The following is a 25,848-nucleotide window of genomic DNA, read 5'->3' on the forward strand; positions in this document are numbered from 1 at the left end:
ATAAATATGATAGCATCGCCACGCTTTAAAAGCCTATTCACCTGTGTGAGAAACTGTATTTTTTCACCATTTCTGTTTCTGAGAGGTTGATCTGCCTGCCATGCATCCGACTGTTGAGTTTAATCCGCCCATGTTAAATGGGGTCAGTGCCAGTAAAGTGTTCTTGCAGGATAGTCTAGATGCACCCCCGACAGTTTTTGCTTATTTATGCACGCAATTTGCGCATATCGCAGCAGATGAATGGCAAGCCCGTTTCGCCAAAGGTCTGGTCTATGATGCGCAGGGCCATCAATTAAGCACAGAAAGTCCATTTCAGGCCAATAGTCATTGTTTTTATTATCGATTTTTGGCACATGAAGTGCATGTTCCTTTTCAACATCAGATTTTATTTGAAAATGAGCATTTCATGGTGATCGATAAACCGCACTTTTTGACCATGAGTCCGACCGGTCAGTATGTACAGGAAACCTTGCTGGTTCGTCTCAAAAAACAAACAGGCAATGAACATTTAACACCGATTCACCGGCTAGACCGTGAAACGGCCGGCGTGGTTCTCATTTCAAAATATGTAGAATCTCGTGGCCTGTATCAACAGATGTTTGCCACACGGCAAGTGCAGAAGACCTACCATGCGATTGCAGCATACAAGGCTGATTTAGAATTTCCATTGATCACACGATTAAGAATGGAAAAAGGTCAGCCCTTCTATACCATGCAGGTGGTCAACGGCGAAGCCAATAGCGAAACGGCAATCCAGCTGTTAGAACATAATAAAGAATGGGCCAAATATGAACTGAAACCACACACTGGCAAACAGCACCAATTACGCGTGCACTTGAATCATCTGGGTATTCCGATTCAGCACGATCCCTTTTATCCACAGGTAGCACACAAGGCGGAAGATGATTTTTCTGCCCCTTTAAGTTTATTGGCCAAACATATTCAATTCATCGATCCGATCACGCAGAAAAGCATGAATTTCAGCTCGCAACTTGAATTGACACTGTAAATCGCTTGTCATTACAGATTATTTTCTAAAATCGGTCGCTTTAAGATTGAATTTCAAACGTAATTGATTAGAATAAAGGCGAAAAGTTAAGTAATTTAAAGCTTTAAAAATATTATGAGAAAAACTGAAGTTTATCAAATTCGCTTGGACTCGCAAGAGAAGAAACAAGCCTTTGCGGTATTTAAGCAATTGGGGATTACGCCAGCTCAGGCCGTGCGTCTTTTTTTCAAACAGGTGGTGATTACCAAATCGATCCCCTTCTCGATTGAAAACCAGAATATTAATCTGGAACAACTGATCCGACTGCGCAAACTGAAGCAAAATGAGATCCAGAATGGGCAAAGCAGCTTGCCAAATTCAACACTCAATTCTCTGGATGATCAGGAAATCCAGCTCGATGATGATCATCTGGATTTATTTGAAGAACTGAATGCCATTTTAGGTGAAAGCGACAAAATTTAACATTGTTGCATTTCCGAACAATTTCTAAAGCCGGCCACTGACAAACTTCGCTATGCTTGATGCTGATAATGAATAAAAAATTAGCATGGAGGATGCAATGCTCGTACGACGCGCTCAATCAGCAGACCTGAATCAGCTTGCGATATTATTCGATGAATATCGACAATTTTATGGCACCTCCTCTAACCCCGAACTCTCCTACCAATTTTTAAAACAACGTTTTGAAGATGGACAGACCGTCATTTTCATTAATACCAAAGATGATACTTTTACCGGCTTTATTATCCTGTATCTGGGTTTTTCTTCGGTGGCCTGCTCGACCTATTATATTCTGGATGATGTCTATATCACCCCGATATTTCGGCGTCAGGGTGCAGCCAGACAACTGATTGATACCGCAATTTTATTTGCCAAACATGAACAGGCCTTAAGAATTAGCCTGGAAACCCAAAAGAACAATTACCAATCGCATGAATTGTATGAATCTATGGGATTTATTAAGGATAATGAGTTTCAGACCTATCATTGTTTCCTGAGATAAAATCTGATCGTTCAAATAAACTTGAGAAGAATAACTCAATTATTCTTCTGAACGGAATTTTGCCAAAGCCACCTGTTCTGCATTTAAATAGATCCATTCTCCTTCAGCCAGCTCAGGCAGAGCCAAAGCACCAATTTGAGCACGATGCAATTGCTCGACTTTATTTCCGACGGCTGCCAGCATGCGTTTCACCTGATGATATACCCCTTGATGAATGCTCATTTGCAGACGGCTTTCAGACAGACGTATCACTTCAGTGGCTGCAAAAATACCTTTTTCATTGCGTAGCTCAACGCCTTGTTCCAGTTGCTGTAGCTGAGCATCAGTGACTGGATCTGCCGTTTGCATTTGATAAACTTTGGCCACATGTTTTTTCGGATGTGTTAACGCTTGCAGAAACTGGCCATCATCAGTCAACAATAACAGTCCGGTGGTGTCCTGATCCAGACGACCCACGCATTGAATGCCACGATTCAGCAGCATCTCATCAAACAGATCAAACACACTAAAATGATGCGTGGCCTGATGCGAACACTCATAGTCCTGCGGTTTGTTTAAAGCGATATAGACTTTCTCTCGATAGCGATGGGCCTTGCCATAGACCTCGAAGTCTAAATCATTCAAATCCAGTTTATGTTTAGGATGATCAATCACTTCATTCTGGATAGAAACAGCACCATTTTTAATCAATTGCTGACAATGCTTGCGGGAACCGAAACCTTGTGACTGCAACATTTTTTCCAATAGCATCTGCTTAAACCTGTATCGCGTGAAGAGTTGTGCATTCTATCCTGAAACACACCTAAATTGATTGCTTCGCTTATTTTCTTCGTATCACCAGCTGAAACGCTCTACAATGGTGGCATTTTCCATGTTTCCTCTCCCGCCCATGTCACAACTCGATTTAAATTTGATGGTTCTTTTGGTATTACTGGCCTGTGGTATATTCAGTCACAATAGTGCTGTCACCATCGCTGCAGCGGTACTGATTGTTCTTAAAATTACCCCGCTACACGACCTGTTGCCTTATGTACAACAACATGGTTTGAATATTGGAATTATTATTTTAACCATCGGGGTATTGGCACCGATTGCGAGTGGCAAAATTGCCGGAGAAAGTATTCTCAAGTCATTTCTCAGCTGGAAATCTTTACTGGCCATTGCCATTGGTGTTTTTGTGGCTTGGCTCGGTGGCCGCGGTGTGAAACTGATGTCGAATCAACCGGATATTGTCGCGGGCTTATTGATTGGTACTGTAGCAGGTGTGGCGGTGTTACGCGGCGTACCTGTTGGGCCGCTGATTGCAGCCGGGATTTTATCCTTATTGATTGGTACGCAATAGATTCAAATCATCAGCACGCATCACCAGTATGCAAAGATTTCTCAAAAATACATCACATGACCTATAATATGCAGGTCATCTATTGATTACCTTGCACCAAGCTTTAAAGCAGTGTTTCAAGCTTGCTCAGGATATGTCATCAGATCAACGGAAGATTCATCTTGGTTGTAAGCTTTCCAAGCTAAAATAAAAGCGATACAAAAAAATAGAATGATCTTTAACAAGCTGTGACCTGATAAAAATTTGAAATTTACTGCATGACAAATCCAAGCCTAATCTTTTAAGGCATAAACCAAACTTTCTATCATCTCGCCATTTTCCAAATATACTTTAACCGGAATCCGTTGATATTCATCACCTTCAAACGCATCCAGCTCTTCCCAATATTGGGGAAGATGGTCAGATATAAATACATAACCCTGAACAGTCTCGCCCGAATCACTGAGCTGAATGCCCGGGCTACCAAATTCAGCCCCCCAGCCACGCTGTTGCAAATGCCCACGGATATAAGCGGCTTTCCAGCTTCCCCCAATCCGCTCCATGACATGGGCATTGGGTTGCTGCGGACGAAGCGTGCCGTATACGAATAAACTATGCATCTTAAAAGTTCTGAAGGATCATTTCGGGGATTACTCTACAAATAACAGTGCCAGACGGACTTGGTCATAGGCCATTTTAGGCGTGGTAAGTTCTACAATCGGGCGCAACTTAATCGAGCCATCATCATTAAAATGCTCAGCACTTTGACGTTTGGTTAAGCGTTTATAAATTTTACGCACCTGCTCCACCACTTCCTCACCCGGATGAGCCACCGAAATATCCAGTCCCTGCTCTTTGTGTAAACGGCCTAGATGATTAATGATTGTCGCTGGCGTCAGACCACGTTCAGTCGCGATATCCGCAACTTCATAGCCTTCTTCAAACAGTGCTCGGGTTTCATCCAGTGTGGCAGTGGCATAACTCTGCTTCGTGCCACTCTTGGAAATTTTCTTTTCATTGCGCTGGATTTCTGCTTCATTCAATGTGCCACCGCAGTGACGGATAAAGGCTTTATGCTGCGCAGTCAAATCGACATTTTCAAAATTCGCTTCGGCTTCAGCAGAAAGTTCCTGAAAACGGCGATCAGCTTTAATCGCTAAACTGTCAAGTTCCAAAGCCTGTTCATTAAAGCCTTTTAAACGTAAGCCATTTAAGCTTTTCAACCGTGACAACGCCACATAACCTTGACCTTTCTCGAAAGTATGACTCAGATCAATTTCTGCTGCTTCCAAGGTCATCCCTTGAGATTTATGAATGGTAATCGCCCAGGCCAAGCGTAAAGGAATTTGCTGGAAACTGGCAATAGTCTTACCAGCTTCATTGTCTACCGACCAGGTTTCCGGCTCCACCACCAAGGTCGTGCCATCGGTCAGTTTTACTTTGGGCAGCACACCATATTCATCGTCTTCTTCAAAACTGATCACTTCACCCAGACTGCCGTTGATATAGCCCATATCAAAGTTATTTTTTACAAACATGACTTTGGCATGCTTTTTCAAGGTTAAGGCTTCTGGTGCACGTACTGAAGATTTTAAAGTTTCAATCAGCTTTTCATTGCCATCACACTGGGCATCAAACTGGCGCGGATCATTGTCAATTTCATTCAGATGTTTAAAGTTAAGACTATCCACATCCATATTATGGGTATACAGACGCGTATAGGTATCGCCGATTTCTTGATGTCGGGTTGCCTGTAAAGCCGTGCGATGTTCATGGCTAATCGCCTGCGCACGGATCGCATTCAGGATGTCATTCAGATAATCATTGCCCTGACGATGCTGCTCGGTCAGATAACAGACCCGAAACTTGGCTTCTACCCAGGCTTCCGACATAAAGCAGAATTTATCGCGATTACGCTCGTCATTCTTACCGACTGGCGGCAACTGGAAAAAATCCCCGGCCACAATTACCTGAATACCGCCAAAGGCTTCATCACTGTCCTTAAAATATTTCAGCACCTGATTGACCAGATTCAGCTGCTTGGCATGCAGCATGGAAATTTCATCAATAATCAGAACTTGGGCATTTTCCAGATGTTCTTTTAAGTATTTACGCTCTTTCATGCGCTTTAAGTCATCTTCGGACAAAAAGTCTTTAATCCCAATGCCGGCCCAGGTGTGAATGGTCATACCATTCATATGCGTGGCTGCAATACCGGTCGATGCCGTAATCGCGACGGCGACTTTACGCGCTTTTAAATAATTAATATATTGATTCAGCGTATAGGTTTTTCCTGCACCCGCAGAACCGGTTAAAAAGACATTTTCTCCTGCTTTGAGTAACTTAAGGGCAGTTTCCTGTTTCATAAGAGCAATACCGTGAAAGAACGGCTATAGCCTAACGATTTTTGGCAGAAAAGTTAAGCGTCATGGCGGAAAACCACTTAATCTTGCACTTAAGCCTGCAAGTTGAGCCAGTTGATAAAATGCATCGCGATATTGCTATATTCAGCTTCTGCCTTTTGATTGTTCGGATATTCCAACTGATCGAAGATCACTTGCCCATTGACGATTCGACAGCCCAGAATTAAAGGTAAACGCACATCCGGATGCGACATGCGAAAGGCCACATATTGCCCTTCAATAATCTGCTGGGCATAACTGGCAGCCAGACAGTTCCTGAAAACCTTGGATTCTTCCAGAATACGATCCAGATTTTTAAGCTCCTCAAAACGCCAGTTGAAATATAATAAAAATGAGGCCTGCGTCAAAGGTGACCAAGTTACGAGCGCAAACTCTTTTTTCAGCTTGGCCATCATTTCCTGCTTCTGAATCTGATCATGCCAGATCACGGCCTGAGCGAATAATCCACTCCAGCTGAGGTTTTTCGGAATCTCGTTATGACTGGAAAAATATTCCACCAGATAGTCACGCACATAACTGTCAAATACAGACTCACGCACATGTCCACTGTGTAAATAAAACAGCTGTCTAAATTCGACAAAAGGAATCCGATAGCGCTGCAACACATGATAGAAATCCCGATTCTGCTGGCTTTGAGGCTGAATATAGGCCAAGACTTCTTCTGGAAGATGCGCGGTAATTTTATATAGATGCTGCATATATGCCTGCATCACCCGGCTCAGTTGCAAATAGACTTTCTTGGTGATCTGATCATCCATTTTGACCACGTTACGCAGCAATTCTATCCATTCGTCTAGATACAGAATCGAGGGAGTGATTGCAATCCGCTGATCATCCATCGATTGACGTGTGCCTTTTAAGACCACCGCCTGATTATGCTGATGTTGAAACCAGTCATGCTGGATTGCATATTCATGCATGCTATGAATAAACAGTCGCGCAGAAACATATTGAAAATATTGCAAGGTCGCCAGAATAATCTGCGGATGAATATGATGGCTGTCTACAAAACTTAAGGCCGTCACTGCCACCCGCACGCTGCTGTGCTGAATATTGCCACTGATCCAGTCCACCACTTCGGCTGGTTGCCTGAAAATCCAGTTCACTGCACGATGACAGTCAAATAGTGGTAATCGGGCCACCTTTTTTTGCCATAAATAGGGATGATTTTCCAGAAAATTTCGTTTGGCTAATAAGTCATCGCGATGCCAGACCTCACGATTCATCAAACGGACAAAACCGAGCAGGTGGCTCTGCTCCTCGGCATGTCGATACAACAGCCGAATATCATCGCTGTGATCATTCAGTTCATGTAAATTAAAACGCTCTTCAAAAGACAAGGACATAATCCGAAACGTCGCCGGATGCAAAAGCTGTGCGGCACTAAAACAGAATTCATCCAGAGTGTCCATTAAGGACTGGATGGACAGGAACTCATCCTGCTGTAGAAATGCCAAAGAAAAAGCCTGTTGCAAGCTTTCAAGAATTTGCGGGGGAATATCCTGTTCGTCCAGAACAACGTTTTGCATGACTGGTGTTGTATACAACCCGGCCTCTATTAAATGATGATCAATAATCTCAGCCTGAAGCACCGACATCTGTCGCAGGAATGCCAATACCCGTGCTGGGCCATTTACCGCTTCATAGACCTGGTTCAGAATCAGTTTGCGTAATTGCTTGGCTTTGTCACGTAAATACAGCGAATGCTGCGGTTTCAAGTCCCCAGTCAGGAAATAGATATCCTGTAAAAAAAATTCTTCTAGCGCTTCTGCTTTGTATTGCTGAAAATAAAAATGACTCTCGACCAAAACGGGTGCAGTTCCAGAGTCCAGTGCATATGCAGTATAAAACTGGATATAGAACAACCCGTCCAGCAATTCAATCCGGTATTGACCCTGCTGAATTTTTAATAGATTTTGTGCAGTCAGATGACCAATCATCGCCATCTGATCCAGATAAAGCTGGTTCAACTCCGGAGAAATCCTCAAACATTGTTGTGCCAGCAATTTTAACGGCGCTACCCAACCACCCTGTTCCATATACGCACCTATATTATTTTATTTTTATATTGAATCATGTTGAGCCCTCGATCATCGATCAGTGACTATTTGACCATACATTATGGCAGTACTCGCACAATAAAACAGCACTGCAGGATGACTTCTAAATATAGCGCATCTCAATATGTCACAACTTGGATTTACAACGAGGATTCGGTTGCCTGCTGGTCTTGCTGACGCTGCACAGTGAGCGCTGCCAAACCCGTATAAATATGCTGTTGCAAGCTATGCCGAAACTCAACCAGCTCCTCTTGCGTCTGCACCTGAGCAATCGATAGTCGCGGCATAAACTGAAAATAAAAGGGCAAGCGTTTTGGCAACAGGTGTTTGGGCAGAGAAGGAATCACATCGCCCTGACGTAGTAATTTATTGAGTTGTGGTATTTTAAGTAGTGTTTGAAAATACTTATGCTGGATAATCTTATTGGCATTAAAGCCAATCTCATAGACCTCATCCGCACCGAGAGCGGCAAAAGGGACAAGATCATAGTTGAATTCTTGCGCCAGCTTTAAAAAGCCGTAACGCTGCTTCCAGATCAGCTGATACTGCTCACCCTGACGTTTGAGCACTTCACGACCGCCACCCGGAAAGACCAGAATGGAATAGCCTTGCTGCATTGCAGCACGCACATAGGCTTGTGTTCCATCAATGGCACCAAACTTTTTCACGGCTTCACGCCACAACGGCACATAAAAATGGCTATGATCTGCAATACTGACCACAGCCACCTTATGTTCGTTGTAGAGGTAATCAATCAGCATCGGCGCATCAAAGATGCCATACATGGAATGATTACCGACATACATTGCAGGTCGACTGGCATCCATATATTCAGCCCCTAAAAAGGTAGGGGTAAAATATAATTTGGATAAGGCACTTAAGCGTCTAATCCATTGTCCATCATGTTTGACCTGCAAGTTGTCTGCTCCCTATTGACTCCGGATTATGCCACGCGCTTTTGGACCAGAATCGAACCTACCGAATAACCCGCACCAAATGAACACAACACGCCGTATTCACCATCTTCAACTTCATGTGCAGTACGGTGTAAGGCGATGATCACCCCAGCAGAAGAAGTGTTGGCAAACTCATTCAGAATGATCGGTACCAAACCAGGTTTGGCATTTTCTTTACCAACGACCAGTTTCAGGATCAGTTCATTCATGCTGGCATTGGCCTGGTGTAACCAGAAGCGTTTAACACCTGTCGGCTCAATCTGATTCTTCTCCAGTTGCGCAGTAATCATTTTCGCAACCAGTGGACAGACTTCTTTAAATACCTTACGACCATCCTGACGGAAACGTTTGTCGTCAATGTCAGCATTTTCAGAGGTATTCAAGAAACCAAAGTTATTGCGGATGTTATTCGAGAACTGGGTAAATAACTCAGAATCAAGAATTTCAAAACCGGTTTTGCTGTCAGTATTTTCAATAATTGAAGCGGTTGCCACATCACCAAAAATAAAGTGACAGTCACGTGAACGGAAATCGGTATGTGCAGAGGTAATTTCTACATTCACCAATAACACACGGCGCGCGCCAGCTTTGATCGCATCATAAGCCTGTTTCAGACCAAATGTTGCTGCAGAACACGCCACGTTCATGTCATAGGCATAGCCTTTGATACCTAGAGCGGTTTGAATCTCGATGGCTACGGCAGGATAAGCACGTTGCAAATTCGAGCATGACAGGATCACGATATCAATATCTTCGGCAGTCACACCGGCATTTTCCATCGCCTGTTTGGCTGCGATTACGCCCCATTCTGCCTGCAGTGAAATTTCATCATCTGCACGTTCAGGTAAATTAGGACGTAAGCGTTTTGGATCAAGAATACCTGATTTTTCTACGACATAACGGCGTTGTACGCCAGATGCTTTTTCAATAAAGTCTGCGCTAGAACCACGACGTGCTTCAACTTCGCCTGCAGCGATTTTGTCAGCATTTTCGTGATTAAACAGTTCCACATAAGCATTTAAACTTTCAACTAATTCTTCATTGGTGATGACATTTTCCGGATGGAATAAGCCCGTACCCGTAATGCGGATGCCCATGTAAAACTCCTTCTCTGAATTACCTATATCTTAACTGATTCCAAGACGATCCCATACTTTTTGCAAGCGAGTTGGAGACACGGGTGCTTTTGTTTTCATCGGTTGTGAAAACAATGAGATTCTTAACTCCTCGACCATGAAATACAATTCTTTCAGACGAGGGTCATCTTTAAACTTGAACAATTTTTCCATCCATTGATCAATTTGGTCAATGGCGGAATTGTCCCTTTGTAGATTATTGGGCAAGCGGTCTAAACGCAAGATCAAGGCTTTCAAATAACGTGGAAATTCGATCCATACATCGGATGGTTTAAGATATACAAAGTCAGAAAGATTCATTAAATCAAGTTGATCTTCAATATCATTGATATTTTTCTCAAACACAGAATGGTCTAAAACCAATAATTTCCGGCGGATTTCCTGCCACTGGATATAAATATCTGTAATCTCTTTCAGGGTAACTTGCCCATGACTTAAGAAAGATTTTTTTACATCTTCAACCAGTTTTTGGAACTCTTGCGCATTGACAGGTAGCTCATTCATGGACACTTGCAGTGTGGCATAAACTAACATTTGTTCTAGTTGGGCCTTGTCACCGAGTGGCGAATAAGCCAGTGCCAAAGGTTTGGAGATCTGTTTTTTTAACTGGCGAATCAGGTCTCCCAGTTGCATATGCACCAGTCGGATCACCCCTTCACGATGTTTTTTGATCGCTTCCGCCTGATCGTTAAAGGTCTGAATCACCACGCCCGACTCATCTTTTTGCTCCAGTGCAGCAAAGGCTTTGGTCGGCACCAGCGCCTGATACTGCTTGACCACGACACCCGTGACTTTTTGTGAGGCTTCAAACACAAAACTTTCCGGGAAGGTTTTAAATTCACCTTTCAGCTGCTTGACCGGACTATGGGTTTCAGCCCGGCAACGTGCTTTCAGCTCTGACAAATCACGACCCTGTTCAATGACACGACCTTTTTCATCAGTGACTTTAATAAACGGTAACAGATACTGTTCGACCCGGTCAAAGCTGAAATCTTTCTCAGTGATTTGATCGCCACGTAACTGGAACGCCAGGAAACCAAAGATATGTTTCTGCAGATCCTGTACATCGACTTTTGCCATGAGTTTTCGTGCAGTATCTGGAATTGGCACCAGATTACGGCGCTTGTCCTTCGGTAAGCCTTTTAGCAATGCTTCAATCAGGTCCAGACGCCAGCCTGGAATTCCCCAGGACCAGATTGATTCATCTACCTGAGCCAAGGCTTGCAGTGGAATTTTAACTGTCGCGCCATCTTCATCATGACTCGGGTCAAAGCGATAGGTCGCTGCCAGACGAAGTTCACCATTACGTAAATAGTCAGGAAATTGCTGTGTGGTTGGACGGTGATTCAGCCATAATGCATCATCATCAACAAATAAATAACGTGGCTGCTGAGGCTCAACCGTAGCCCGCCAATCTTCAAAAGTACGGCGGCTGGCCACTTCAGCTGGCACTTTAGATGCATAGAACTGGTAAATGGTTTCTTCGTCTACCACCAGATCACGACGACGCAATTTATCCTCAACCCGTTCGACTTCTTCCAGTTTAAGCAAGTTATGCTTTAAAAATGGCGGACTAATACCGAGATGACCCGTAGTTAAAGCATCGCGTAAGAAAATTTCATGCGCCGCAGCCTGATCGACTTTTTCATAATTGATTGCTCGTTTTGGCTCAATGATCAGACCAAATAATGAAATCTGGTCATAAGCGTTCACCACACCGGCTTTTTTCGACCAGTGCGGTTCAAAATAATGATGCTTGAGCAGATCGCGGGCGGCTAGCAGTATCCATTCCGGTTCAATCTTGGCCAGAGTGCGTAAATACACTTGCGAGGTTTCCACCATCTCAAAAGCCATGACCCACGGCGTATTGCTCTTATGCAAAGTCGATGCCGGGAAAATCCGGGCTTTCTGCTGACGTACCGCCATAAACACATTACGTTCATCGGTCTTGTTGGCAATAAACGACAATAAGCCGGTGAGTAATGCACGATGCAGATTTTCATAACTGGCAGCTTTGTCATTAAATGACAGTTTTAGACCTTGAGCCAAGTCCACCAGTTGTTCATGGGTTTTTTTCCATTCACGTAAACGCAGCCAGCTCAAGAAATGATTCCGCGCAAATGTACGGCGTTTATTCTCACTCATACTTTCGCGATTGCCGTGCAATGTTTCCCAGAGTTTTATATAGAACAAAAAGTCAGAATCAGCTTCACGGAACAAGGCATGTTTCTGGTCGGCCTGCATTTGTTTGTCTGCAGGACGTTCACGCGGATCTTGCACCGCGAGCGCCGCAACAATAATCAAGACTTCGTTTAAAACACCAAAATGTGCGCCACCCAAAATCATACGGGCCAGACGTGGGTCAATCGGCATTTTTGCCATTTGCTGACCGATTTTGGTTAATCCACTGCTTTGAAGTCTCCCTTTCTCAAAGGGAGATTTAGAGGGATTTGCTTGATCATCTTCAGTTTTAGGAGAATTTTTCTCGGCCATTGCCCCCAACTCAATCAGCAACTTACGGCCATCATTCACCAGACGGTGATCCGGTGGTTCGATAAAATCGAAGTCCTCCAGCGAACCTAAACCCAGACTCTGCATCTGCAAAATCACCGATGCCAGATTGGTACGCTTGATTTCAGGTTCAGTAAATTCCGGACGGCTTAGAAAGTCATCTTCCGAATACAGGCGGATACAGACACCGGGCGCAATACGACCACAACGGCCTTTACGCTGATTGGCTGCAGCCTGAGAAACGGCTTCAATCGGCAGGCGCTGCACCCGTGAACGATAGTTATAACGTGAAATACGCGCAAAACCACTATCAATTACATAACGGATATTCGGCACAGTCAACGCTGTTTCCGCGACGTTGGTGGCAATAATAATACGTCGCCCACCACCGGAAGGATTAAAGATTTTTTGCTGCTCTGCCAAGGCTAAACGGGCAAATAAGGTTAAGACTTCAGTATGCCGTGGTCCATGCTTGATCAGGGTTTCCTGTAGCTCGCGAATTTCCTGTTCTGTACTGGCAAAAATCAGGATATCGGCATGTTCGGGATGGCCTTTTTCTTGGGCATCCTGGAAGCATTCTTCAACTGCTTTAACCACTGCACGTGGCAAGTTTTCTTCAAAGTCATCAAATTCATCATCATCGCTGCCGCCAATGCTCATTTCCGAGATCGGGCGATAACGCAGTTCAACCGGGAAACTACGGCCTTCTACTTCAAAAATGGGTGCACCATTAAAGTAATTACTAAAACGGTTTACATCCAGTGTGGCAGACGTAATGATGACTTTCAGGTCTGGACGACGCGGCAGTAACTGCTTCAGATAGCCCATAATGAAGTCGATATTCAGCGAACGTTCATGTGCTTCATCAATAATAATGGTGTCATATTTGCTTAGGTAGCGGTCATGCGTCAGTTCGGCAAGCAGAATACCGTCAGTCATCAAGCGTACAATTGAATCTTGGGAACCCTGTTCAGTAAAACGCACTTTAAAGGAAATTGATTCCCCGAGTTTTTCGCCAACTTCTTCAGCAATACGCTGTGATACGCTTCGAGCCGCCAGTCGGCGTGGCTGGGTATGTCCAATCAGACCAGTCAGGCCGCGTCCAGCCAGCATGGCAATTTGCGGTAATTGTGTGGTTTTACCAGAACCGGTTTCGCCAGCCACAATAATGACCTGATGCTTTTGAATCGCGGCTATCAGCTTGTCAGCGTATTGGGTAACGGGCAAATCTTGATTCAGCTTGATGTCTGGAAGACGTTCCAGCCGCTGCCGCACTTTCAGATTGGATTTTTCAAATAGTTCCTGATACTGCTTGGCATTGGCATCTTTCCCCTTCTTCAGTCGATTTAAACGGTGACGGTCACGCGCCATTATCCATTGATCTACATTTAAATGACTCTGCACAGAGAAAACACCCACATCAAAAAACCGGAAAAGTTTATTTTACTTGGTTCATTAGCTTTCAGATAGTCGTAGTTCTGTTAAGTGCCGGACAAATTGGCTTTACTCGTCTCATTTCCCTTAATTCGGCGTAGTAAATCGAGCAAATTACCCCGCTACTCTCACCTGTCCACATGATTAAGTTTAAGCATAAACCTAATTTTTAAATTGATATCGAGAGTATTTTGAGGAAAACAGGATTTTTTTCCTGATTTGCCCTTGAATTTTTCAGTTTCAGCATCATGTTTGTTAGCACGAGGAAAAAGAGATAATTTTGTCATGAAGCCATCATCTTGATGCTGCTCAATGAACAAAGCTATTTTGTGAAAATGGAGAATTTTTACATGATTCGGTTTTTCCGATTTTTGTAATGTAAAAATACCATTTCACCAATAAAGTAAATTTCTATAAGCTAATTGAAATTCAAAACAAACCTCAATCATGGAGACAATGATGAGCTTAATTAATACTGAAGTTAAACCATTTAAAGCAACTGCATTCCAAAATGGCCAATTTATTGAAGTAACTGAAGCTGACCTTAAAGGCAAATGGTCTGTAGTATTCTTCTACCCAGCTGACTTCACTTTCGTTTGCCCAACTGAACTGGGTGACCTTGCTGACAACTACGCTGAATTCCAAAAATTAGGCGTTGAAATCTACTCAGTTTCTACTGACACACATTTCACACACAAAGCTTGGCACGATTCTTCAGAAGAAATCAAAAAAATCCAGTATGTAATGGTTGGTGATGCAAACTGGACGCTTGCTAAAAACTTTGACGTATTAATCGAAGCTGACGGCCTTGCTGATCGTGGTACTTTCGTCATCGATCCAGAAGGTAAAATCCAAATCGTTGAAATCAACGCCGGTGGTATCGGTCGTGATGCTCAAGAACTTCTTCGTAAAGTTAAAGCAGCTCAGTATGTACATGCTCACCCAGGCGAAGTTTGCCCAGCTAAATGGAAAGAAGGCGATGCAACTCTTGCTCCTTCAATCGACCTAGTGGGTAAAATCTAATTTTAATTAGATTAAACTGACTCAAAAAAACCACGCTCTTTAGCGTGGTTTTTTATAACTTTTGATTTGATTTATTTATTTTAGAAGTAATGTTTACACGCAGATTGAGTGTGTGTATTTATCCCGAAATTGCTTGAATCGTCTATTTCTTTGCGATCTATCAAACTGCGCTGAATAAGTTTTAATTTCTCGCTGCAGCTATTTTCTTACAATCCTCTGCCCATTCTTACAATATAGCTATACATCTACAGCACGGCATGGCATAAGTTCAAATGATAAGAAAATAAATATTCAGTGGAGGAACGCATATGCAAAAACTGCTTACAGTGATTTCATGGAAATATAATCCCTCAAGCCGCCACCTGAAAATCGTTTATAGTAATGGCCATAAGGAACTCTATCATCCTGTACCCGAATTTATTTATGACAACCTGCTCAGACGTGACGATAAAGCTGCTTTCGTACATAAATATCTTGAATATAATTTACATTTCAATAAAGTCTGTATGGATTAAAACTAATGCGATTCACGATATCCGACCATCAGCAGACCCGCACCGATCGGTACAGTGCTGATGATAAAACGCTGATCTTGCTGAATCAGATGAATAAACTCTTCCACTTCTGCTGCATGTGAAATGACATTATCCACCACAAGCATCCCACATTTTGGCTTGAGTAATCGAGCCAAATGCTTCCAATAGCCTAGATAGGCATCGCGCTCTGCATCCAGTAAAATAAAATCAAACTGTTGCTGTGAAGCTTCTAGATATTGCTGCGCATCCATCACTTTAAAATCAATAAGATGCTCAAAACCCAATGTATTTGCATAGTGTTTCGCTTGAGTGACACGTGCTTTATCTATTTCCAGTGTGGTTATCACTGCTTGGGTATGCTGAGCAGCTTCAGCTAGCCATAAAGTCGAATAGCCTGTGGATGTACCAATTTCCAAAATATCTTTGGCTTGCTGGGCACAAATCAACATGGATAAAAATCGACCTGATTCTGGTTCTATATTGCGATATCGTTGCAGTCGATCTGTCTGCTTGAGATCATGCATATGAAATTTTTCATATAATTCATGCATGAATTTTTCAAATTCATCTGGATTTAGCATAGCCCCTCCCTGAGCTTTTTTAGCTTAAAGCGCCTGAATTAATTTAAAGCGTTCCACTTCACGATCATCGTTGGTGGTAATGGTTTCAGTGAACATTGTTAAAGGGCGCACCCAAATCGAATAATCCCCATAGAGACATTGATAAACCACCAGCTTTTCTTCAGTTTCACTGTGCGTGGCGACATGCAACACCTGATAAAGCTGCCCTTTATAATGCTGATAAATTCCGCGCTGTAATTCCATGATTCAGCCCTCCTGTTATAGATGCCTAATACTAACTGAATTAAGCAAATATCAAGTTAAATTACTTGAAAATTCTTATTCTAACGCCATATAAAAATCTGAAATTAATGATGCATTTTTCAATAAATTAGTAATTCCGATCGATATTATAAAAACAAACTGTTTTACCTATTTTGATTTATGCACTAATATCGCTTTATCAAATAAATATTTATTCCTTTGGAGACGTTAGCCATGTTAGACCAAAATACTTCAGCTCAATTAAAAACACTACTCGAACGTCTGGAAAGCCCGATTGAACTGGTTGCGACTTTAAATGATTCCGACAAATCTGCAAAAATCAAAGAACTGGTTGAGGAAGTGGCTGCATTATCTGATTTAGTCACTGCACGCTTTGATGGTACAAACCAACGTGCTCCAAGCTTTGGTATTGCCAAAGCAGGTGAAGAACCACGTGTCTACTTCGCAGGTCTGCCAATGGGGCATGAATTCACCTCACTGATTCTGGCTTTACTGCAAAGCTCTGGTTATGCACCGAAAGTATCTGCTGAAGTTTTAGAGTCGATTAAAGGCTTAGGAATCAAATCTGATTTCGATGTATTCGTATCACTCAGCTGCCATAACTGTCCGGATGTGGTTCAAGCCTTAAACCTGATTGCAATTTACAACCCGGGTACAACAGCCACCATGATTGATGGGGCCTTCTTTCAGGATGAAGTGGAAGAACGCAAAATCATGGCGGTGCCGATGGTGTTCCAGGACAACCAGCATATCGGTCAGGGTCGTATGACTTTGGAAGAAATCGTGGCAAAACTGGACACCAACTCTGCAGCAAAAGAGGCTGAAAAGCTCAATGCCAAAGATGCTTTTGATGTATTGGTGATTGGTGGTGGTCCTGCAGGGAATACCTCTGCGATCTATGCTGCACGTAAAGGGATTAAAACCGGGATCGTGGCTGAACGCATGGGCGGTCAGGTCATGGACACCATGGACATCGAAAACTATACCTCGATTCAGAAAACCCAAGGTCCCAAGTTTGCTGCTGAAATGGAAGCACATGTACGTGAATACGGTGTCGACATCATGAACCTGCAACGTGTCTCTAACATCAAAGGTGCAGATGAAACAACGAATGGTCTGGTAGAAGTCACTTTAGAGAATGGTGCCAAACTGGAATCGAAAACCGTGATTCTGTCGACCGGTGCACGCTGGAGAGAAATGAATGTTCCGGGTGAGCAGGAATACAAAACCCGTGGTGTGGCCTACTGCCCACACTGTGATGGTCCTCTGTTTAAAGGCAAACGTGTTGCGGTAATCGGTGGGGGTAACTCTGGTGTTGAAGCTGCGATTGATCTTGCAGGGATTGTAGAGCATGTGACTTTGGTTGAGTTTGATAGCAAGCTTCGTGCGGATCAGGTATTGCAAGACAAATTAACAAGCTTGCCAAACACCACGGTGATTAAAAATGCCTTGTCGACTGAAGTGGTGGGTGACGGTTCACAAGTGACTGCACTGAAATACAAAGACCGTACAACTGACCAAGAGCACACTGTTGAATTGGCTGGTATCTTCGTACAGATTGGTTTGTTGCCGAATACCGATTTCTTAAAAGCAACAGCGGTTGAATTGTCAAATCGTGGTGAGATCCTGATTAATGAGCGTAACGAAACCAATGTGAAAGGTGTATTTGCTGCGGGTGACTGTACTACTGTTCCGTATAAGCAGATCATCATTGCCACCGGTGAAGGCGCGAAAGCATCACTGTCTGCATTTGATTACATCATCCGCTCAGGTCAGTAATCCTTAACAAAACCCTAATAAAGCCCGCTTGAAGCGGGCTTTATTTTTCAATAACTACCGGTTTAAATTCAGTATATTTTATAAGCACTGCGTCCATTCATCTTCTTGCTAATCTTGTCATAAGCATGTCATTAATTTTGATTCTGTATAGATGGTCTGTAACTGTCGATAATCTCGTATTGCAAGCCTGCGAAAGCTCTCCTATGATAGGGTGACAAATCATCTTTCATGATCGAAGAATAAAAAAGGATAACATCCTGGGAGAAGAACAATGCACTACCAATATCAATGTGCCTGCTGCGAAAAAGTAGTGGAATCTACAGAAAAATCATGTCCAGATTGCGGTTCGCATCATATTCGCAGTCCTTTTGGCTTCTGGATTTTGTGTCTGGTGGCCTGTCTTGCTACAGCGATCGTATTTAAAGTGGTGCACGTCTATGTGCAATCACAACAACAAGAAGTTCCCGTACAACACTCTATACTCGATGTTTTACAAGAAGAAAATAAAGGCCTTCGTTAATTTTATTTAGCTCTGATTGAGAGACCTGTTCCGAAAAATAGGTCTTTTTTTATAGTGCTTTAATACCAGTATCGCTATGCAGAAAAACAGCTTCATAGCTGCCAGATTTGATTTACAATAGCAGATCTTGGAATGGGAGATATGCAATGGTTCAGTTAATTAAAAAAGGTGGATTACGCGAGCGTGCCAACCGTAGCCGTAGCTATCAGGGTTCTGAAAATACCGAAACCAGCTTAAGACCCAACCGCTATCAAACAGCGATTAAAACACAAGAAAATTTAGTGTCTTCTTCACTTAAACCCACCGAATCCACTTTGGATGATCATCCAGTTAATTCATCAAAATAAGCGCGTCATACCATAACCATAACGCAAAGAGTAAAAATAGCCCGCCTGAAACGATATCAATATAACTCCCTGAACGCTGATACAGAGCTTTAATTTTCGGCTGTGAAATCAGCAACATGAGTAAAGCGAAAGTGATAAAAGTCTGCAAGGGAATAATCACCGCGAGTTGTGCTTTCAGATATTCCGAGGCTGATGAACTCAGTGCCAGTGAAAATACGCTGCTAAAATAGATCAGCGTTTTAGGATTAGAGAGGTTGGTCCATAGACCCAACATAAAGTAATTTTCGGGTTGTGCCAGTTCATTGGAATCATCTTCGGGCTGATGTTTATTCCTAAAACTGCGCACACCACCCTTGAGCATTGTCCAGCCCATTTTTGCCAGAAATATTCCACCGAGCAGCATCAAGACCTGCTGGACCCATGGAAACTGCTCGATTAAAACGGTAAATCCGGCCAGTGTCAGTACCACCCACACGATAATACCGGCCGAAATACCTGCAATAATTTTCAGGGCATTTTGGCGTGTGGTAGATGCAGCACTTTTGGCGATCAGTAGAATATCAGGGCCAGGACTTAGTTGAGCAACAAAATGTAGAAGGCAGATGGTAAAAAGCAGAGACATTAAAATAGCGTTAAATTATAAAAAATGATTATAACGTTTGTTCAAACTAATGAGAATATTCCAATAAAAAACCGAATCATCAGATTCGGTTTAAATACAACCTTTTGAACTTTGCAGATGGATATCTTATTTTGGATTGATATCTTTCATTTCAATTTTTTTCGCTTCAGGCTTCACTTCACGCGCTTCACCATCAATGATGGTTGAATCACCACGACCTGCTTGCTGGTTTTGCATATCCTGCATTTGACGCATCATCTCGGCAAAGGGGTTCTGGCCTTGCGCCCCCCCCATATCGCCCATCATGCCACCCATCATTTTTTCCATCATGGCCTGCTGACGTTTCATCATCGCCTTCATCATGGCAGCTTTAAATACCTGCTGCACGGCTGGAATCAGCATTAATACCGCCAGTACATCGCTAATTAAGCCAGGAAGAAGCAGGAAGAAGCCTGCTAAAATTTTAGGTAAATTTCCTGTTAATGCAGGATCTGCATTCATCTGCCCCATTTGCATTTGCTGCATCTGTGGCATCACACCGGCCGAATATTTACGGATCAGGTTCATACCAATAAAAAATGCAGCGACAAACCAGAAAAATACGTACCACATGCTCCCGACGAGGTCACCCACGCCAATCCAGACAAATACTTCTAGGATTAAGCCTGCAAGGATAATAAGAAATAATTTCATGAAAATTAATCTAATCTCAGTAAAATAAATAATAGGATGATGTAATCAACTGCTTCATCAGGATCAAGCTTTTTTGATACGCTTATGTAACAATATGGGCATTATTCTATTTTTAAAGTGCAGGCATGTCATTAATTATTGGGATTGACCCCGGTTCTCGTTTAACCGGTTACGGAATTATCGAAAAAGACGGCTCCAAACTGACTTTTGTCGATGCCGGTACGATCCGCACCGAAACCACGGAAATGCCTGAACGTTTAAAACGAATTTTTGCCGGTGTAGAGCGGATTGTAAAATTTTATGGCCCAACAGAAGCCGCAGTAGAACAGGTCTTTATGGCACAAAATCCGGATTCTGCCTTGAAACTGGGTCAGGCCCGTGGTGCTGCTGTTGCCGCGCTGGTCAATCTGGATTTAAAAGTTGCTGAATATACGGCGCGCCAGATCAAGCAGTCTGTAGTGGGTTATGGCGCTGCCGATAAAGAGCAGGTACAGATGATGGTGATGAATATTTTAAAACTCAGCATCAAACCGCAACAGGATGCCGCCGATGCACTGGCGGCTGCCATTTGTCATGCACATGCCTCAGGTAGTATGAGTAAAATGGCGGTACTCAATGCTTTGGGCGGCATGGCACGTGGCCGCAGTCGGGTCAGCAGCCGTCGTCGTTAATGTTTAGCGCAGTATTTTAAAGCCTTGAATACCTAAGTCGGATTGCAGATGCTCTGGAATAATTGCTTGTCCGATTGCAGAAGCAGGCCCTTTGCCAACTTCGTGCAATCATTTCCTGAAGCGGTGAATCTGCGCCAACAATAACAGCCTCCACTTCGCCACTACTTAAATTTTTCACCTAGCCTTTTAAATCGAGTGCCACAGCCTGCTCAGCAAACCAGTAGCGCTAACCCACACCTTGCACTTGGCCTGAAATATTCATTTTGATGACTGGCACACTATTCTCCTTAGCGATTCACCACCTGATAAATTGCATGTTTCATGTCCTGCGCCTGCAAACCACGTTCGCCGTTTTTGGCCAGTTCATCCCCTGCCAGTGCATGCAGCGTCACAATTTCATGCAAATGAATCGATTGAGCAAATTGTGCCTTTAGACTGGCAATCATCCCGGCCAGCACATCCCCCATGCCGCCTGTTCCCATACCCGCATTCCCGGCAGTGCAAATATACAGCTGTTGTTCCAGAATCAGACTGCCTGAACCTTTTAGCACCCATTGCCCGCCATACTTCTGCCTTAAGGCATGAATCGCTTGAATCCGATCTGTTTCAATGTCCAAGGTTTTACAATCAAGTAAAGTTGCCGCTTCACCCGGATGCGGTGTAGTGTAAGTTTTAGAATTTAATTGTTGCGGCTGTTTGGCTAAAAACCACAATGCATCTGCATCTAAAACAATGTCTAAGTCTGAATTTCGAATTAAATCAAACCATGCCTGATATTGCTCTTTTGCCCATTGATCACGTCCCAAGCCCATACCAAAACAGACTGCATCGACCTGCTGAATTAAGGCTGTGCGCTGCTCTATGTTGAGAGCATTAATATCACGCAGCATAATATTCGGCGCACGAGACAAAATGGCGGTATGGTGTTTCGCATCACAGACAATGGTGACCTTACCTGCTCCGGCAGCAAATGCCGCTTCTGCTGCCATAATCACTGCTCCGCCCATTTCAGCATGCCCCCCCACCACCAGCACATGACCATAACTGCCTTTATGACCAAAGGCTTCACGTTTCGGTAATTTAATCTGCTGTGAGGAAAGTTTGGCAACTGGTTGCAGTTCGGCATCAACTGGAATGGCAGAAATCAGTTCAACCTTAGCGGCATATTCCTTAGCTTGTCCGGTAAACAGTCCTGCCTTTAAGCCCAAAACCGTATACGTAAAATCCGCTTTAACCGCAATAGGCAAAGGCTGACCGGTATTGGCATGCAGTCCACTCGGTATATCAACCGCGATTTTGAGACCTTTCTGGTCATTGATCAATTGGATGATGGATTGCCAGTTCGCATCCAGCTCACGATTTAAACCAATGCCAAATAAGGCATCGATATAAGCGTCATATTCATGCTTAAACTGAAAATGCGGCCCTACTTCCAATCCAGCATCCAGCGCTTCTTGCCAAGCTTTGGCCAAGTCCACTGATTGACCTTTTTCAGCCGCATAAATATCTACATCGAAACCGGCCTGTTTTAAATATTTTGCAATCAGATAACCATCACCAGCATTATTGCCCTGACCACAACACACCGCTATTTTCTGTATATTTTTTTCTTTAAATAGCACACTCAGACGCTGTGTGACTGACCAAGCCACCTGCTGCATCAAACCATAGGAACTATTTTGCTGCTGAAACCAACGCTGCTCCCATGCTTGAATACTTTGGCTATGATAAACAGGGCTATGGTAAACTTGTTGCTGCATTTTTTATTCCCTGTCTTTGGTTTATGACAATTCCCGATTCTTACGCACAAATTCAAGTCTATCAACAAGATCCAGCCGAGCTAAAAGCCTGGATTAAAGCGCAGGCGCTAGAATTGGGGTTTTCTGATTGTGTCATTGCCAAACCAGATGCTCAAGCAGAATTAGCGCGCTTACAGGAATATCTGGATCGTGGCTATCATGGCGACATGAAATTTCTGGAAGATAATCTGGAAAAACGTGCCAATCCTGCCTTACTTGTCCCCGGCACGCGCAGCATTATCTGCGTGCGTATGGATTATCTGGTCGAGACTCCAAAGCCACGTTACGTTCCGTATGCACCCAATTCCGCGATTATTGCGCGTTATGCCCGTGGCCGGGATTATCACAAGATCATGCGCGGTCGGCTCAAAACCTTGGCGACAAAAATCCGAGAAAAAGTTGGCGATTTTGAATCACGCCCTTTTGCCGATTCTGCACCCATTTTTGAAAAATCACTGGCTGAAAGTGCTGGCATGGGCTGGACAGGTAAACATACCCTGCTGATTCATAAAAAGTCTGGTTCTTTCTTTGTGCTTGGAGAGCTATTTACTTCTCTGGACCTCCCTTTTGATGCGCCTGCCAGTAAACATTGTGGTTCCTGTACGGCCTGTATCGACATCTGTCCAACTCAGGCCATTGTCGAGCCCTATATGCTGGATGCACGGCGATGTATTGCTTACTTAACCATCGAGTATAAAGGCATTATTCCAGAAGATTTGCGCCGCGGAATTGGTAACCGGGTTTTTGGTTGTGACGATTGCCAGCTAATTTGTCCTTGGAACAGTTTTGCCCAAATCACCCCGGTAGAAGATTTTCATCCACGACATGGTCTGGATCAGGTCAGCTTGCTAGATTTATGGCAATGGGATGAAACCACCTTCTTAAGTGCGACCGAAGGCAGTCCAATGCGCCGTACAGGTTATCAAAGCTTCATGCGCAATATCGCAATTGGTCTGGGCAATGCACCTTTTGATGAAAAGATTGTTTACGCTTTACAACATCAACGGGCATTACATGACGAAATTGTGCAGGTGCATATTGATTGGGCGATTCAGGAACAGTTGACCAAAACAGCATAAATTTTCAATTTATTACTTCGGCTCACTCGATCTCTTATAAGGCTTACACAATATTTGATCACTTTATGTCATAAAGAAAGAGATGAAAAAATGACGAGAGGGATTGAAGATGCAAGAGCAAGATAAAAAACAGCAACAGCACGAACAGCTAGATCAACTTAAACAGCAGAAGCAACAACAGCAGCAGCCCCAACATGGGCCAATCGATTCTCCTAAGAACAATCAGCATGAGCAGGATGAACGAGTGTTGAACAAGCAGCATCGTGACGATCTGCAAAATCAGAATATTCATGGGGGTCATCGTGAATAAAAAATTTCAGGATTGAATATAATGACAAAGTCCACCCCGTGTGGGCTTTGTTTGTTATAGAAGGTCATATTTTGCTAGTGAGGCAGACACACATTTTTATTAAGATGAGGTGAATGATAAATAAGCACAAACAAGGACAGATATATGAACACGAGTAATGCAGTACGCAATGATTGGTCACGTGAAGAAATACAGGCACTGTATCAGCAGCCTTTAATGGATTTATTGTTTCAGGCGCAACAGGTTCATCGTGAGCACTTCACTGCCAATACAGTTCAGGTCAGCACCCTCCTCTCGATCAAAACAGGCAAATGCCCTGAAGACTGCAAATACTGTTCACAATCTGCGCATTATGATTCCAAGCTAGAAGCTGAAAAACGTATCGCGGTCGATAAAGTCATTCAGGAGGCTAAACAGGCACTGGCTTCTGGAAGCTCTCGTTTCTGTATGGGCGCTGCATGGCGTAACCCGCATGAGCGCGATATGCCTTATGTTCTGGAAATGGTGCAGGAAGTTAAAGCACTCGGTCTGGAAACCTGTATGACACTGGGCATGTTGAATGCATCCCAAGCAGAACGTTTGAAAGATGCCGGTCTGGATTACTACAACCACAATCTGGATACTTCTCGTGAATATTATTCACATATTATCAGTACCCGAAGCTTTGATGACCGTCTCGATACTTTGGATCATGTGCGTCAAGCCGGTTTAAAAGTATGTAGTGGCGGTATTGTCGGACTGGGCGAAAGCCGTAATGACCGGATTGGTTTATTATATGAACTTGCCACGCTGGTCATTCACCCTGAATCTGTACCGATCAATATGCTGGTTCCAATTGAAGGCACACCAATGGCAGATGTAGAAAAACTGGATGTTATTGAATGGATTCGTACCATTGCAGTGGCGCGCCTCTTGATGCCAAAAAGCTACATCCGCCTCTCTGCGGGCCGTGAATCGTTAACCGATTCAGATCAGGCTCTGGCATTTATGGCCGGTGCCAATTCCATTTTCTCGGGTGAAAAACTTTTGACCACCCCAAATACTGCCCAAGGTCGTGACCAAAAGCTATTTGAGAAATTAGGTCTGGTTGCAGAGCAGCCTAAACCAAGTGTACGTGCATTGGCGACCGATGCGATGGCAGGCTAAGCAATATAGGAGTGAATTAAGTCGCTGAAAAGTTATGTGCAGTAATCAGTATGCCATAGCGGGCATTCAGATAATCTCCAACTCTGATTTGATCCATTCCATTGGCATGATGCACCACTAACTCCTGAGTGATTGCATCATAGCTAAAAGACTCATAACTGTCTTGATGCAGACTAAGCCAATGCAGCGTATCTGCCAGATTGCTGTCTACGATATAGGTATCTGCATGAAAATTTTTGCTCATATGCCCGATCATCAGCTTGGAATTTCACTCTAATTTTAACGGAAATTAGCCAAGTATAAGCATAAAAAAAGTGAGCCCTCGCTCACTTTTTTTTGTAAAACATCAGTCCTTATTGATCCCACACTTACGACACTCCCTGTGTTCCCCGATTTCCTGCATTTGCTCGTACTCATAGATATGCAAGCAAAATAATTTTCTTAATAGCTGAAGCATCTTGAAACTCCTGTTTAATCATTTTTTTAATACGCTTCTTAAGATATTCCTTCCTGAAACATCATGATTTCTGACTAAAAAATCATCTCTTATTTATTAGCATAATTTTCTCAGTTGTAAAATGCATTTCATCTACTTTTAATCTTATTTCCTGATATTTTTTGAAGT

Annotated in this window: 26 protein-coding genes; 13 read left to right on the forward strand and 13 right to left on the reverse strand. The window is 43.3% G+C overall.

Going from position 1 to position 25,848, the window contains the following annotated elements; translation table 11 throughout:
- Positions 1 to 100: 100 nt before the first annotated feature.
- The 3 genes from FTU87_RS08460 to FTU87_RS08470 all read left to right on the forward strand — a co-directional run bounded on the left by FTU87_RS08460 (position 101) and on the right by FTU87_RS08470 (position 2,012).
- The gene (locus FTU87_RS08460; protein ID WP_180096985.1) at positions 101 to 1,009 is read left to right on the forward strand and encodes a pseudouridine synthase; all 909 of its coding nucleotides are present in this window, start codon (positions 101 to 103) and stop codon (positions 1,007 to 1,009) included.
- Positions 1,010 to 1,123: 114 nt separating this feature from the next.
- On the forward strand, positions 1,124 to 1,471 hold the full coding sequence (locus tag FTU87_RS08465; protein WP_005097354.1) for a type II toxin-antitoxin system RelB/DinJ family antitoxin: 348 nt from the start codon (positions 1,124 to 1,126) through the stop codon (positions 1,469 to 1,471).
- A 97-nt stretch (positions 1,472 to 1,568) separates the two neighbouring features.
- Positions 1,569 to 2,012, forward strand: a complete 444-nt coding sequence (locus tag FTU87_RS08470; protein WP_159516028.1) for an N-acetyltransferase — start codon at positions 1,569 to 1,571, stop codon at positions 2,010 to 2,012.
- A gap of 39 nt (positions 2,013 to 2,051) precedes the next feature.
- Here FTU87_RS08470 and FTU87_RS08475 read toward each other — a convergent pair whose 3' ends face one another.
- Positions 2,052 to 2,762, reverse strand: coding sequence for a pseudouridine synthase (locus tag FTU87_RS08475; RefSeq protein WP_005097357.1), 711 nt, complete (start codon positions 2,760 to 2,762; stop codon positions 2,052 to 2,054).
- A gap of 139 nt (positions 2,763 to 2,901) precedes the next feature.
- On the opposite strand from FTU87_RS08475, the gene FTU87_RS08480 reads away from it, so the two are divergent.
- Entirely contained in the window at positions 2,902 to 3,354 is a 453-nt protein-coding gene (locus FTU87_RS08480) for a DUF441 domain-containing protein (RefSeq protein ID WP_005097358.1), read from the forward strand.
- Positions 3,355 to 3,626: 272 nt separating this feature from the next.
- On the opposite strand, the gene FTU87_RS08485 is transcribed toward FTU87_RS08480, so the two are convergent.
- From FTU87_RS08485 to hrpA, 6 genes are all read right to left on the reverse strand, one after another.
- A complete protein-coding gene (locus tag FTU87_RS08485; RefSeq protein ID WP_100355378.1) occupies positions 3,627 to 3,953 on the reverse strand; it encodes a gamma-glutamylcyclotransferase family protein in 327 nt (108 codons plus the stop codon).
- A gap of 30 nt (positions 3,954 to 3,983) precedes the next feature.
- The gene (locus tag FTU87_RS08490) at positions 3,984 to 5,699 is read right to left on the reverse strand and encodes an AAA family ATPase (RefSeq protein ID WP_180096986.1); all 1,716 of its coding nucleotides are present in this window, start codon (positions 5,697 to 5,699) and stop codon (positions 3,984 to 3,986) included.
- Positions 5,700 to 5,788: 89 nt separating this feature from the next.
- Positions 5,789 to 7,795, reverse strand: coding sequence for a hypothetical protein (locus FTU87_RS08495; RefSeq protein ID WP_180096987.1), 2,007 nt, complete (start codon positions 7,793 to 7,795; stop codon positions 5,789 to 5,791).
- A gap of 161 nt (positions 7,796 to 7,956) precedes the next feature.
- Positions 7,957 to 8,733 (reverse strand): 1-acyl-sn-glycerol-3-phosphate acyltransferase, encoded by a 777-nt coding sequence (locus tag FTU87_RS08500; RefSeq protein WP_180040990.1) that lies wholly within the window; start codon positions 8,731 to 8,733, stop codon positions 7,957 to 7,959.
- Positions 8,734 to 8,759: 26 nt separating this feature from the next.
- Positions 8,760 to 9,869 (reverse strand): beta-ketoacyl-ACP synthase III, encoded by a 1,110-nt coding sequence (locus FTU87_RS08505; RefSeq protein WP_180096988.1) that lies wholly within the window; start codon positions 9,867 to 9,869, stop codon positions 8,760 to 8,762.
- Between the two features lie 30 nt (positions 9,870 to 9,899).
- Positions 9,900 to 13,823 carry an ATP-dependent RNA helicase HrpA gene (hrpA, locus tag FTU87_RS08510; RefSeq protein WP_180096989.1) on the reverse strand — a complete coding sequence of 1,308 codons (3,924 nt, stop codon included), beginning with the start codon at positions 13,821 to 13,823 and terminating at the stop codon, positions 9,900 to 9,902.
- A gap of 489 nt (positions 13,824 to 14,312) precedes the next feature.
- On the opposite strand from hrpA, the gene ahpC reads away from it, so the two are divergent.
- Both ahpC and FTU87_RS08520 read left to right on the forward strand, forming a co-directional pair.
- Positions 14,313 to 14,876: an alkyl hydroperoxide reductase subunit C gene (gene ahpC, locus FTU87_RS08515; protein WP_005097370.1), complete on the forward strand. Its 564-nt coding sequence runs from the start codon at positions 14,313 to 14,315 to the stop codon at positions 14,874 to 14,876.
- A gap of 308 nt (positions 14,877 to 15,184) precedes the next feature.
- Complete coding sequence (locus FTU87_RS08520) at positions 15,185 to 15,391, forward strand: KTSC domain-containing protein (RefSeq protein ID WP_005170323.1); 207 nt, start codon at positions 15,185 to 15,187, stop codon at positions 15,389 to 15,391.
- Between the two features lie 2 nt (positions 15,392 to 15,393).
- On the opposite strand, the gene FTU87_RS08525 is transcribed toward FTU87_RS08520, so the two are convergent.
- Together FTU87_RS08525 and FTU87_RS08530 are read right to left on the reverse strand one after the other, a co-directional pair.
- On the reverse strand, positions 15,394 to 15,993 hold the full coding sequence (locus tag FTU87_RS08525; protein ID WP_005097372.1) for an O-methyltransferase: 600 nt from the start codon (positions 15,991 to 15,993) through the stop codon (positions 15,394 to 15,396).
- A 24-nt stretch (positions 15,994 to 16,017) separates the two neighbouring features.
- The gene (locus tag FTU87_RS08530) at positions 16,018 to 16,236 is read right to left on the reverse strand and encodes a DUF1653 domain-containing protein (RefSeq protein ID WP_005097373.1); all 219 of its coding nucleotides are present in this window, start codon (positions 16,234 to 16,236) and stop codon (positions 16,018 to 16,020) included.
- A gap of 234 nt (positions 16,237 to 16,470) precedes the next feature.
- Here FTU87_RS08530 and ahpF point away from each other — a divergent pair, with 234 nt between their 5' ends.
- The 3 genes from ahpF to FTU87_RS08545 all read left to right on the forward strand — a co-directional run bounded on the left by ahpF (position 16,471) and on the right by FTU87_RS08545 (position 18,903).
- Positions 16,471 to 18,036, forward strand: coding sequence for an alkyl hydroperoxide reductase subunit F (gene ahpF, locus FTU87_RS08535; RefSeq protein ID WP_100355383.1), 1,566 nt, complete (start codon positions 16,471 to 16,473; stop codon positions 18,034 to 18,036).
- Between the two features lie 271 nt (positions 18,037 to 18,307).
- On the forward strand, positions 18,308 to 18,556 hold the full coding sequence (locus FTU87_RS08540) for a hypothetical protein (RefSeq protein ID WP_005097376.1): 249 nt from the start codon (positions 18,308 to 18,310) through the stop codon (positions 18,554 to 18,556).
- A 146-nt stretch (positions 18,557 to 18,702) separates the two neighbouring features.
- The gene (locus tag FTU87_RS08545) at positions 18,703 to 18,903 is read left to right on the forward strand and encodes a hypothetical protein (protein WP_100329909.1); all 201 of its coding nucleotides are present in this window, start codon (positions 18,703 to 18,705) and stop codon (positions 18,901 to 18,903) included.
- On the opposite strand, the gene FTU87_RS08550 is transcribed toward FTU87_RS08545, so the two are convergent.
- A complete protein-coding gene (locus tag FTU87_RS08550; RefSeq protein ID WP_159138587.1) occupies positions 18,887 to 19,525 on the reverse strand; it encodes a LysE family transporter in 639 nt (212 codons plus the stop codon). The genes FTU87_RS08545 and FTU87_RS08550 overlap by 17 nt on opposite strands.
- 126 nt (positions 19,526 to 19,651) lie before the next feature.
- Complete coding sequence (locus tag FTU87_RS08555; RefSeq protein ID WP_005170309.1) at positions 19,652 to 20,218, reverse strand: FxsA family protein; 567 nt, start codon at positions 20,216 to 20,218, stop codon at positions 19,652 to 19,654.
- Positions 20,219 to 20,343: 125 nt separating this feature from the next.
- Here FTU87_RS08555 and ruvC point away from each other — a divergent pair, with 125 nt between their 5' ends.
- Positions 20,344 to 20,889 carry a crossover junction endodeoxyribonuclease RuvC gene (gene ruvC, locus FTU87_RS08560; RefSeq protein WP_004278925.1) on the forward strand — a complete coding sequence of 182 codons (546 nt, stop codon included), beginning with the start codon at positions 20,344 to 20,346 and terminating at the stop codon, positions 20,887 to 20,889.
- Between the two features lie 287 nt (positions 20,890 to 21,176).
- On the opposite strand, the gene FTU87_RS08565 is transcribed toward ruvC, so the two are convergent.
- A complete protein-coding gene (locus FTU87_RS08565) occupies positions 21,177 to 22,649 on the reverse strand; it encodes an NAD(P)H-hydrate dehydratase (RefSeq protein ID WP_100535264.1) in 1,473 nt (490 codons plus the stop codon).
- Positions 22,650 to 22,672: 23 nt separating this feature from the next.
- Between FTU87_RS08565 and queG the strand changes: the two genes are divergently transcribed.
- From queG to bioB, 3 genes are all read left to right on the forward strand, one after another.
- Positions 22,673 to 23,767 carry a tRNA epoxyqueuosine(34) reductase QueG gene (gene queG, locus FTU87_RS08570; protein ID WP_005170301.1) on the forward strand — a complete coding sequence of 365 codons (1,095 nt, stop codon included), beginning with the start codon at positions 22,673 to 22,675 and terminating at the stop codon, positions 23,765 to 23,767.
- Between the two features lie 109 nt (positions 23,768 to 23,876).
- Entirely contained in the window at positions 23,877 to 24,077 is a 201-nt protein-coding gene (locus FTU87_RS08575; protein WP_005097383.1) for a hypothetical protein, read from the forward strand.
- Between the two features lie 144 nt (positions 24,078 to 24,221).
- On the forward strand, positions 24,222 to 25,223 hold the full coding sequence (gene bioB, locus FTU87_RS08580; protein ID WP_180096990.1) for a biotin synthase BioB: 1,002 nt from the start codon (positions 24,222 to 24,224) through the stop codon (positions 25,221 to 25,223).
- A gap of 16 nt (positions 25,224 to 25,239) precedes the next feature.
- On the opposite strand, the gene FTU87_RS08585 is transcribed toward bioB, so the two are convergent.
- Positions 25,240 to 25,467, reverse strand: a complete 228-nt coding sequence (locus tag FTU87_RS08585; protein WP_074383544.1) for a hypothetical protein — start codon at positions 25,465 to 25,467, stop codon at positions 25,240 to 25,242.
- Between the last annotated feature and the right edge of the window lie 381 nt (positions 25,468 to 25,848).

This window comes from Acinetobacter sp. YH12156, assembly GCF_013418235.1.
GTDB classification, from domain to species: Bacteria; Pseudomonadota; Gammaproteobacteria; order Pseudomonadales; family Moraxellaceae; genus Acinetobacter; species Acinetobacter pseudolwoffii.

Excerpts from the sequence above, each read along its gene's own strand:
- ahpF (WP_100355383.1), top strand. The coding sequence starts at position 16,471 with ATGTTAGACCAAAATACTTCAGCTCAATTAAAAACACTACTCGAACGT.
- FTU87_RS08475 (WP_005097357.1), bottom strand. The coding sequence starts at position 2,762 with ATGCTATTGGAAAAAATGTTGCAGTCACAAGGTTTCGGTTCCCGCAAG.
- FTU87_RS08575 (WP_005097383.1), top strand. The coding sequence starts at position 23,877 with ATGCAAGAGCAAGATAAAAAACAGCAACAGCACGAACAGCTAGATCAA.
- FTU87_RS08545 (WP_100329909.1), top strand. The coding sequence starts at position 18,703 with ATGGTTCAGTTAATTAAAAAAGGTGGATTACGCGAGCGTGCCAACCGT.
- FTU87_RS08460 (WP_180096985.1), top strand. The coding sequence starts at position 101 with ATGCATCCGACTGTTGAGTTTAATCCGCCCATGTTAAATGGGGTCAGT.
- FTU87_RS08550 (WP_159138587.1), bottom strand. The coding sequence starts at position 19,525 with ATGTCTCTGCTTTTTACCATCTGCCTTCTACATTTTGTTGCTCAACTA.
- FTU87_RS08520 (WP_005170323.1), top strand. The coding sequence starts at position 15,185 with ATGCAAAAACTGCTTACAGTGATTTCATGGAAATATAATCCCTCAAGC.
- FTU87_RS08495 (WP_180096987.1), bottom strand. The coding sequence starts at position 7,795 with ATGGAACAGGGTGGTTGGGTAGCGCCGTTAAAATTGCTGGCACAACAA.
- FTU87_RS08565 (WP_100535264.1), bottom strand. The coding sequence starts at position 22,649 with ATGCAGCAACAAGTTTACCATAGCCCTGTTTATCATAGCCAAAGTATT.
- FTU87_RS08525 (WP_005097372.1), bottom strand. The coding sequence starts at position 15,993 with ATGCTAAATCCAGATGAATTTGAAAAATTCATGCATGAATTATATGAA.
- FTU87_RS08505 (WP_180096988.1), bottom strand. The coding sequence starts at position 9,869 with ATGGGCATCCGCATTACGGGTACGGGCTTATTCCATCCGGAAAATGTC.
- ruvC (WP_004278925.1), top strand. The coding sequence starts at position 20,344 with ATGTCATTAATTATTGGGATTGACCCCGGTTCTCGTTTAACCGGTTAC.
- FTU87_RS08465 (WP_005097354.1), top strand. The coding sequence starts at position 1,124 with ATGAGAAAAACTGAAGTTTATCAAATTCGCTTGGACTCGCAAGAGAAG.
- queG (WP_005170301.1), top strand. The coding sequence starts at position 22,673 with ATGACAATTCCCGATTCTTACGCACAAATTCAAGTCTATCAACAAGAT.
- ahpC (WP_005097370.1), top strand. The coding sequence starts at position 14,313 with ATGAGCTTAATTAATACTGAAGTTAAACCATTTAAAGCAACTGCATTC.
- FTU87_RS08530 (WP_005097373.1), bottom strand. The coding sequence starts at position 16,236 with ATGGAATTACAGCGCGGAATTTATCAGCATTATAAAGGGCAGCTTTAT.
- FTU87_RS08485 (WP_100355378.1), bottom strand. The coding sequence starts at position 3,953 with ATGCATAGTTTATTCGTATACGGCACGCTTCGTCCGCAGCAACCCAAT.
- FTU87_RS08470 (WP_159516028.1), top strand. The coding sequence starts at position 1,569 with ATGCTCGTACGACGCGCTCAATCAGCAGACCTGAATCAGCTTGCGATA.
- FTU87_RS08555 (WP_005170309.1), bottom strand. The coding sequence starts at position 20,218 with ATGAAATTATTTCTTATTATCCTTGCAGGCTTAATCCTAGAAGTATTT.
- FTU87_RS08585 (WP_074383544.1), bottom strand. The coding sequence starts at position 25,467 with ATGAGCAAAAATTTTCATGCAGATACCTATATCGTAGACAGCAATCTG.
- FTU87_RS08540 (WP_005097376.1), top strand. The coding sequence starts at position 18,308 with ATGCACTACCAATATCAATGTGCCTGCTGCGAAAAAGTAGTGGAATCT.
- FTU87_RS08480 (WP_005097358.1), top strand. The coding sequence starts at position 2,902 with ATGTCACAACTCGATTTAAATTTGATGGTTCTTTTGGTATTACTGGCC.
- FTU87_RS08490 (WP_180096986.1), bottom strand. The coding sequence starts at position 5,699 with ATGAAACAGGAAACTGCCCTTAAGTTACTCAAAGCAGGAGAAAATGTC.
- bioB (WP_180096990.1), top strand. The coding sequence starts at position 24,222 with ATGAACACGAGTAATGCAGTACGCAATGATTGGTCACGTGAAGAAATA.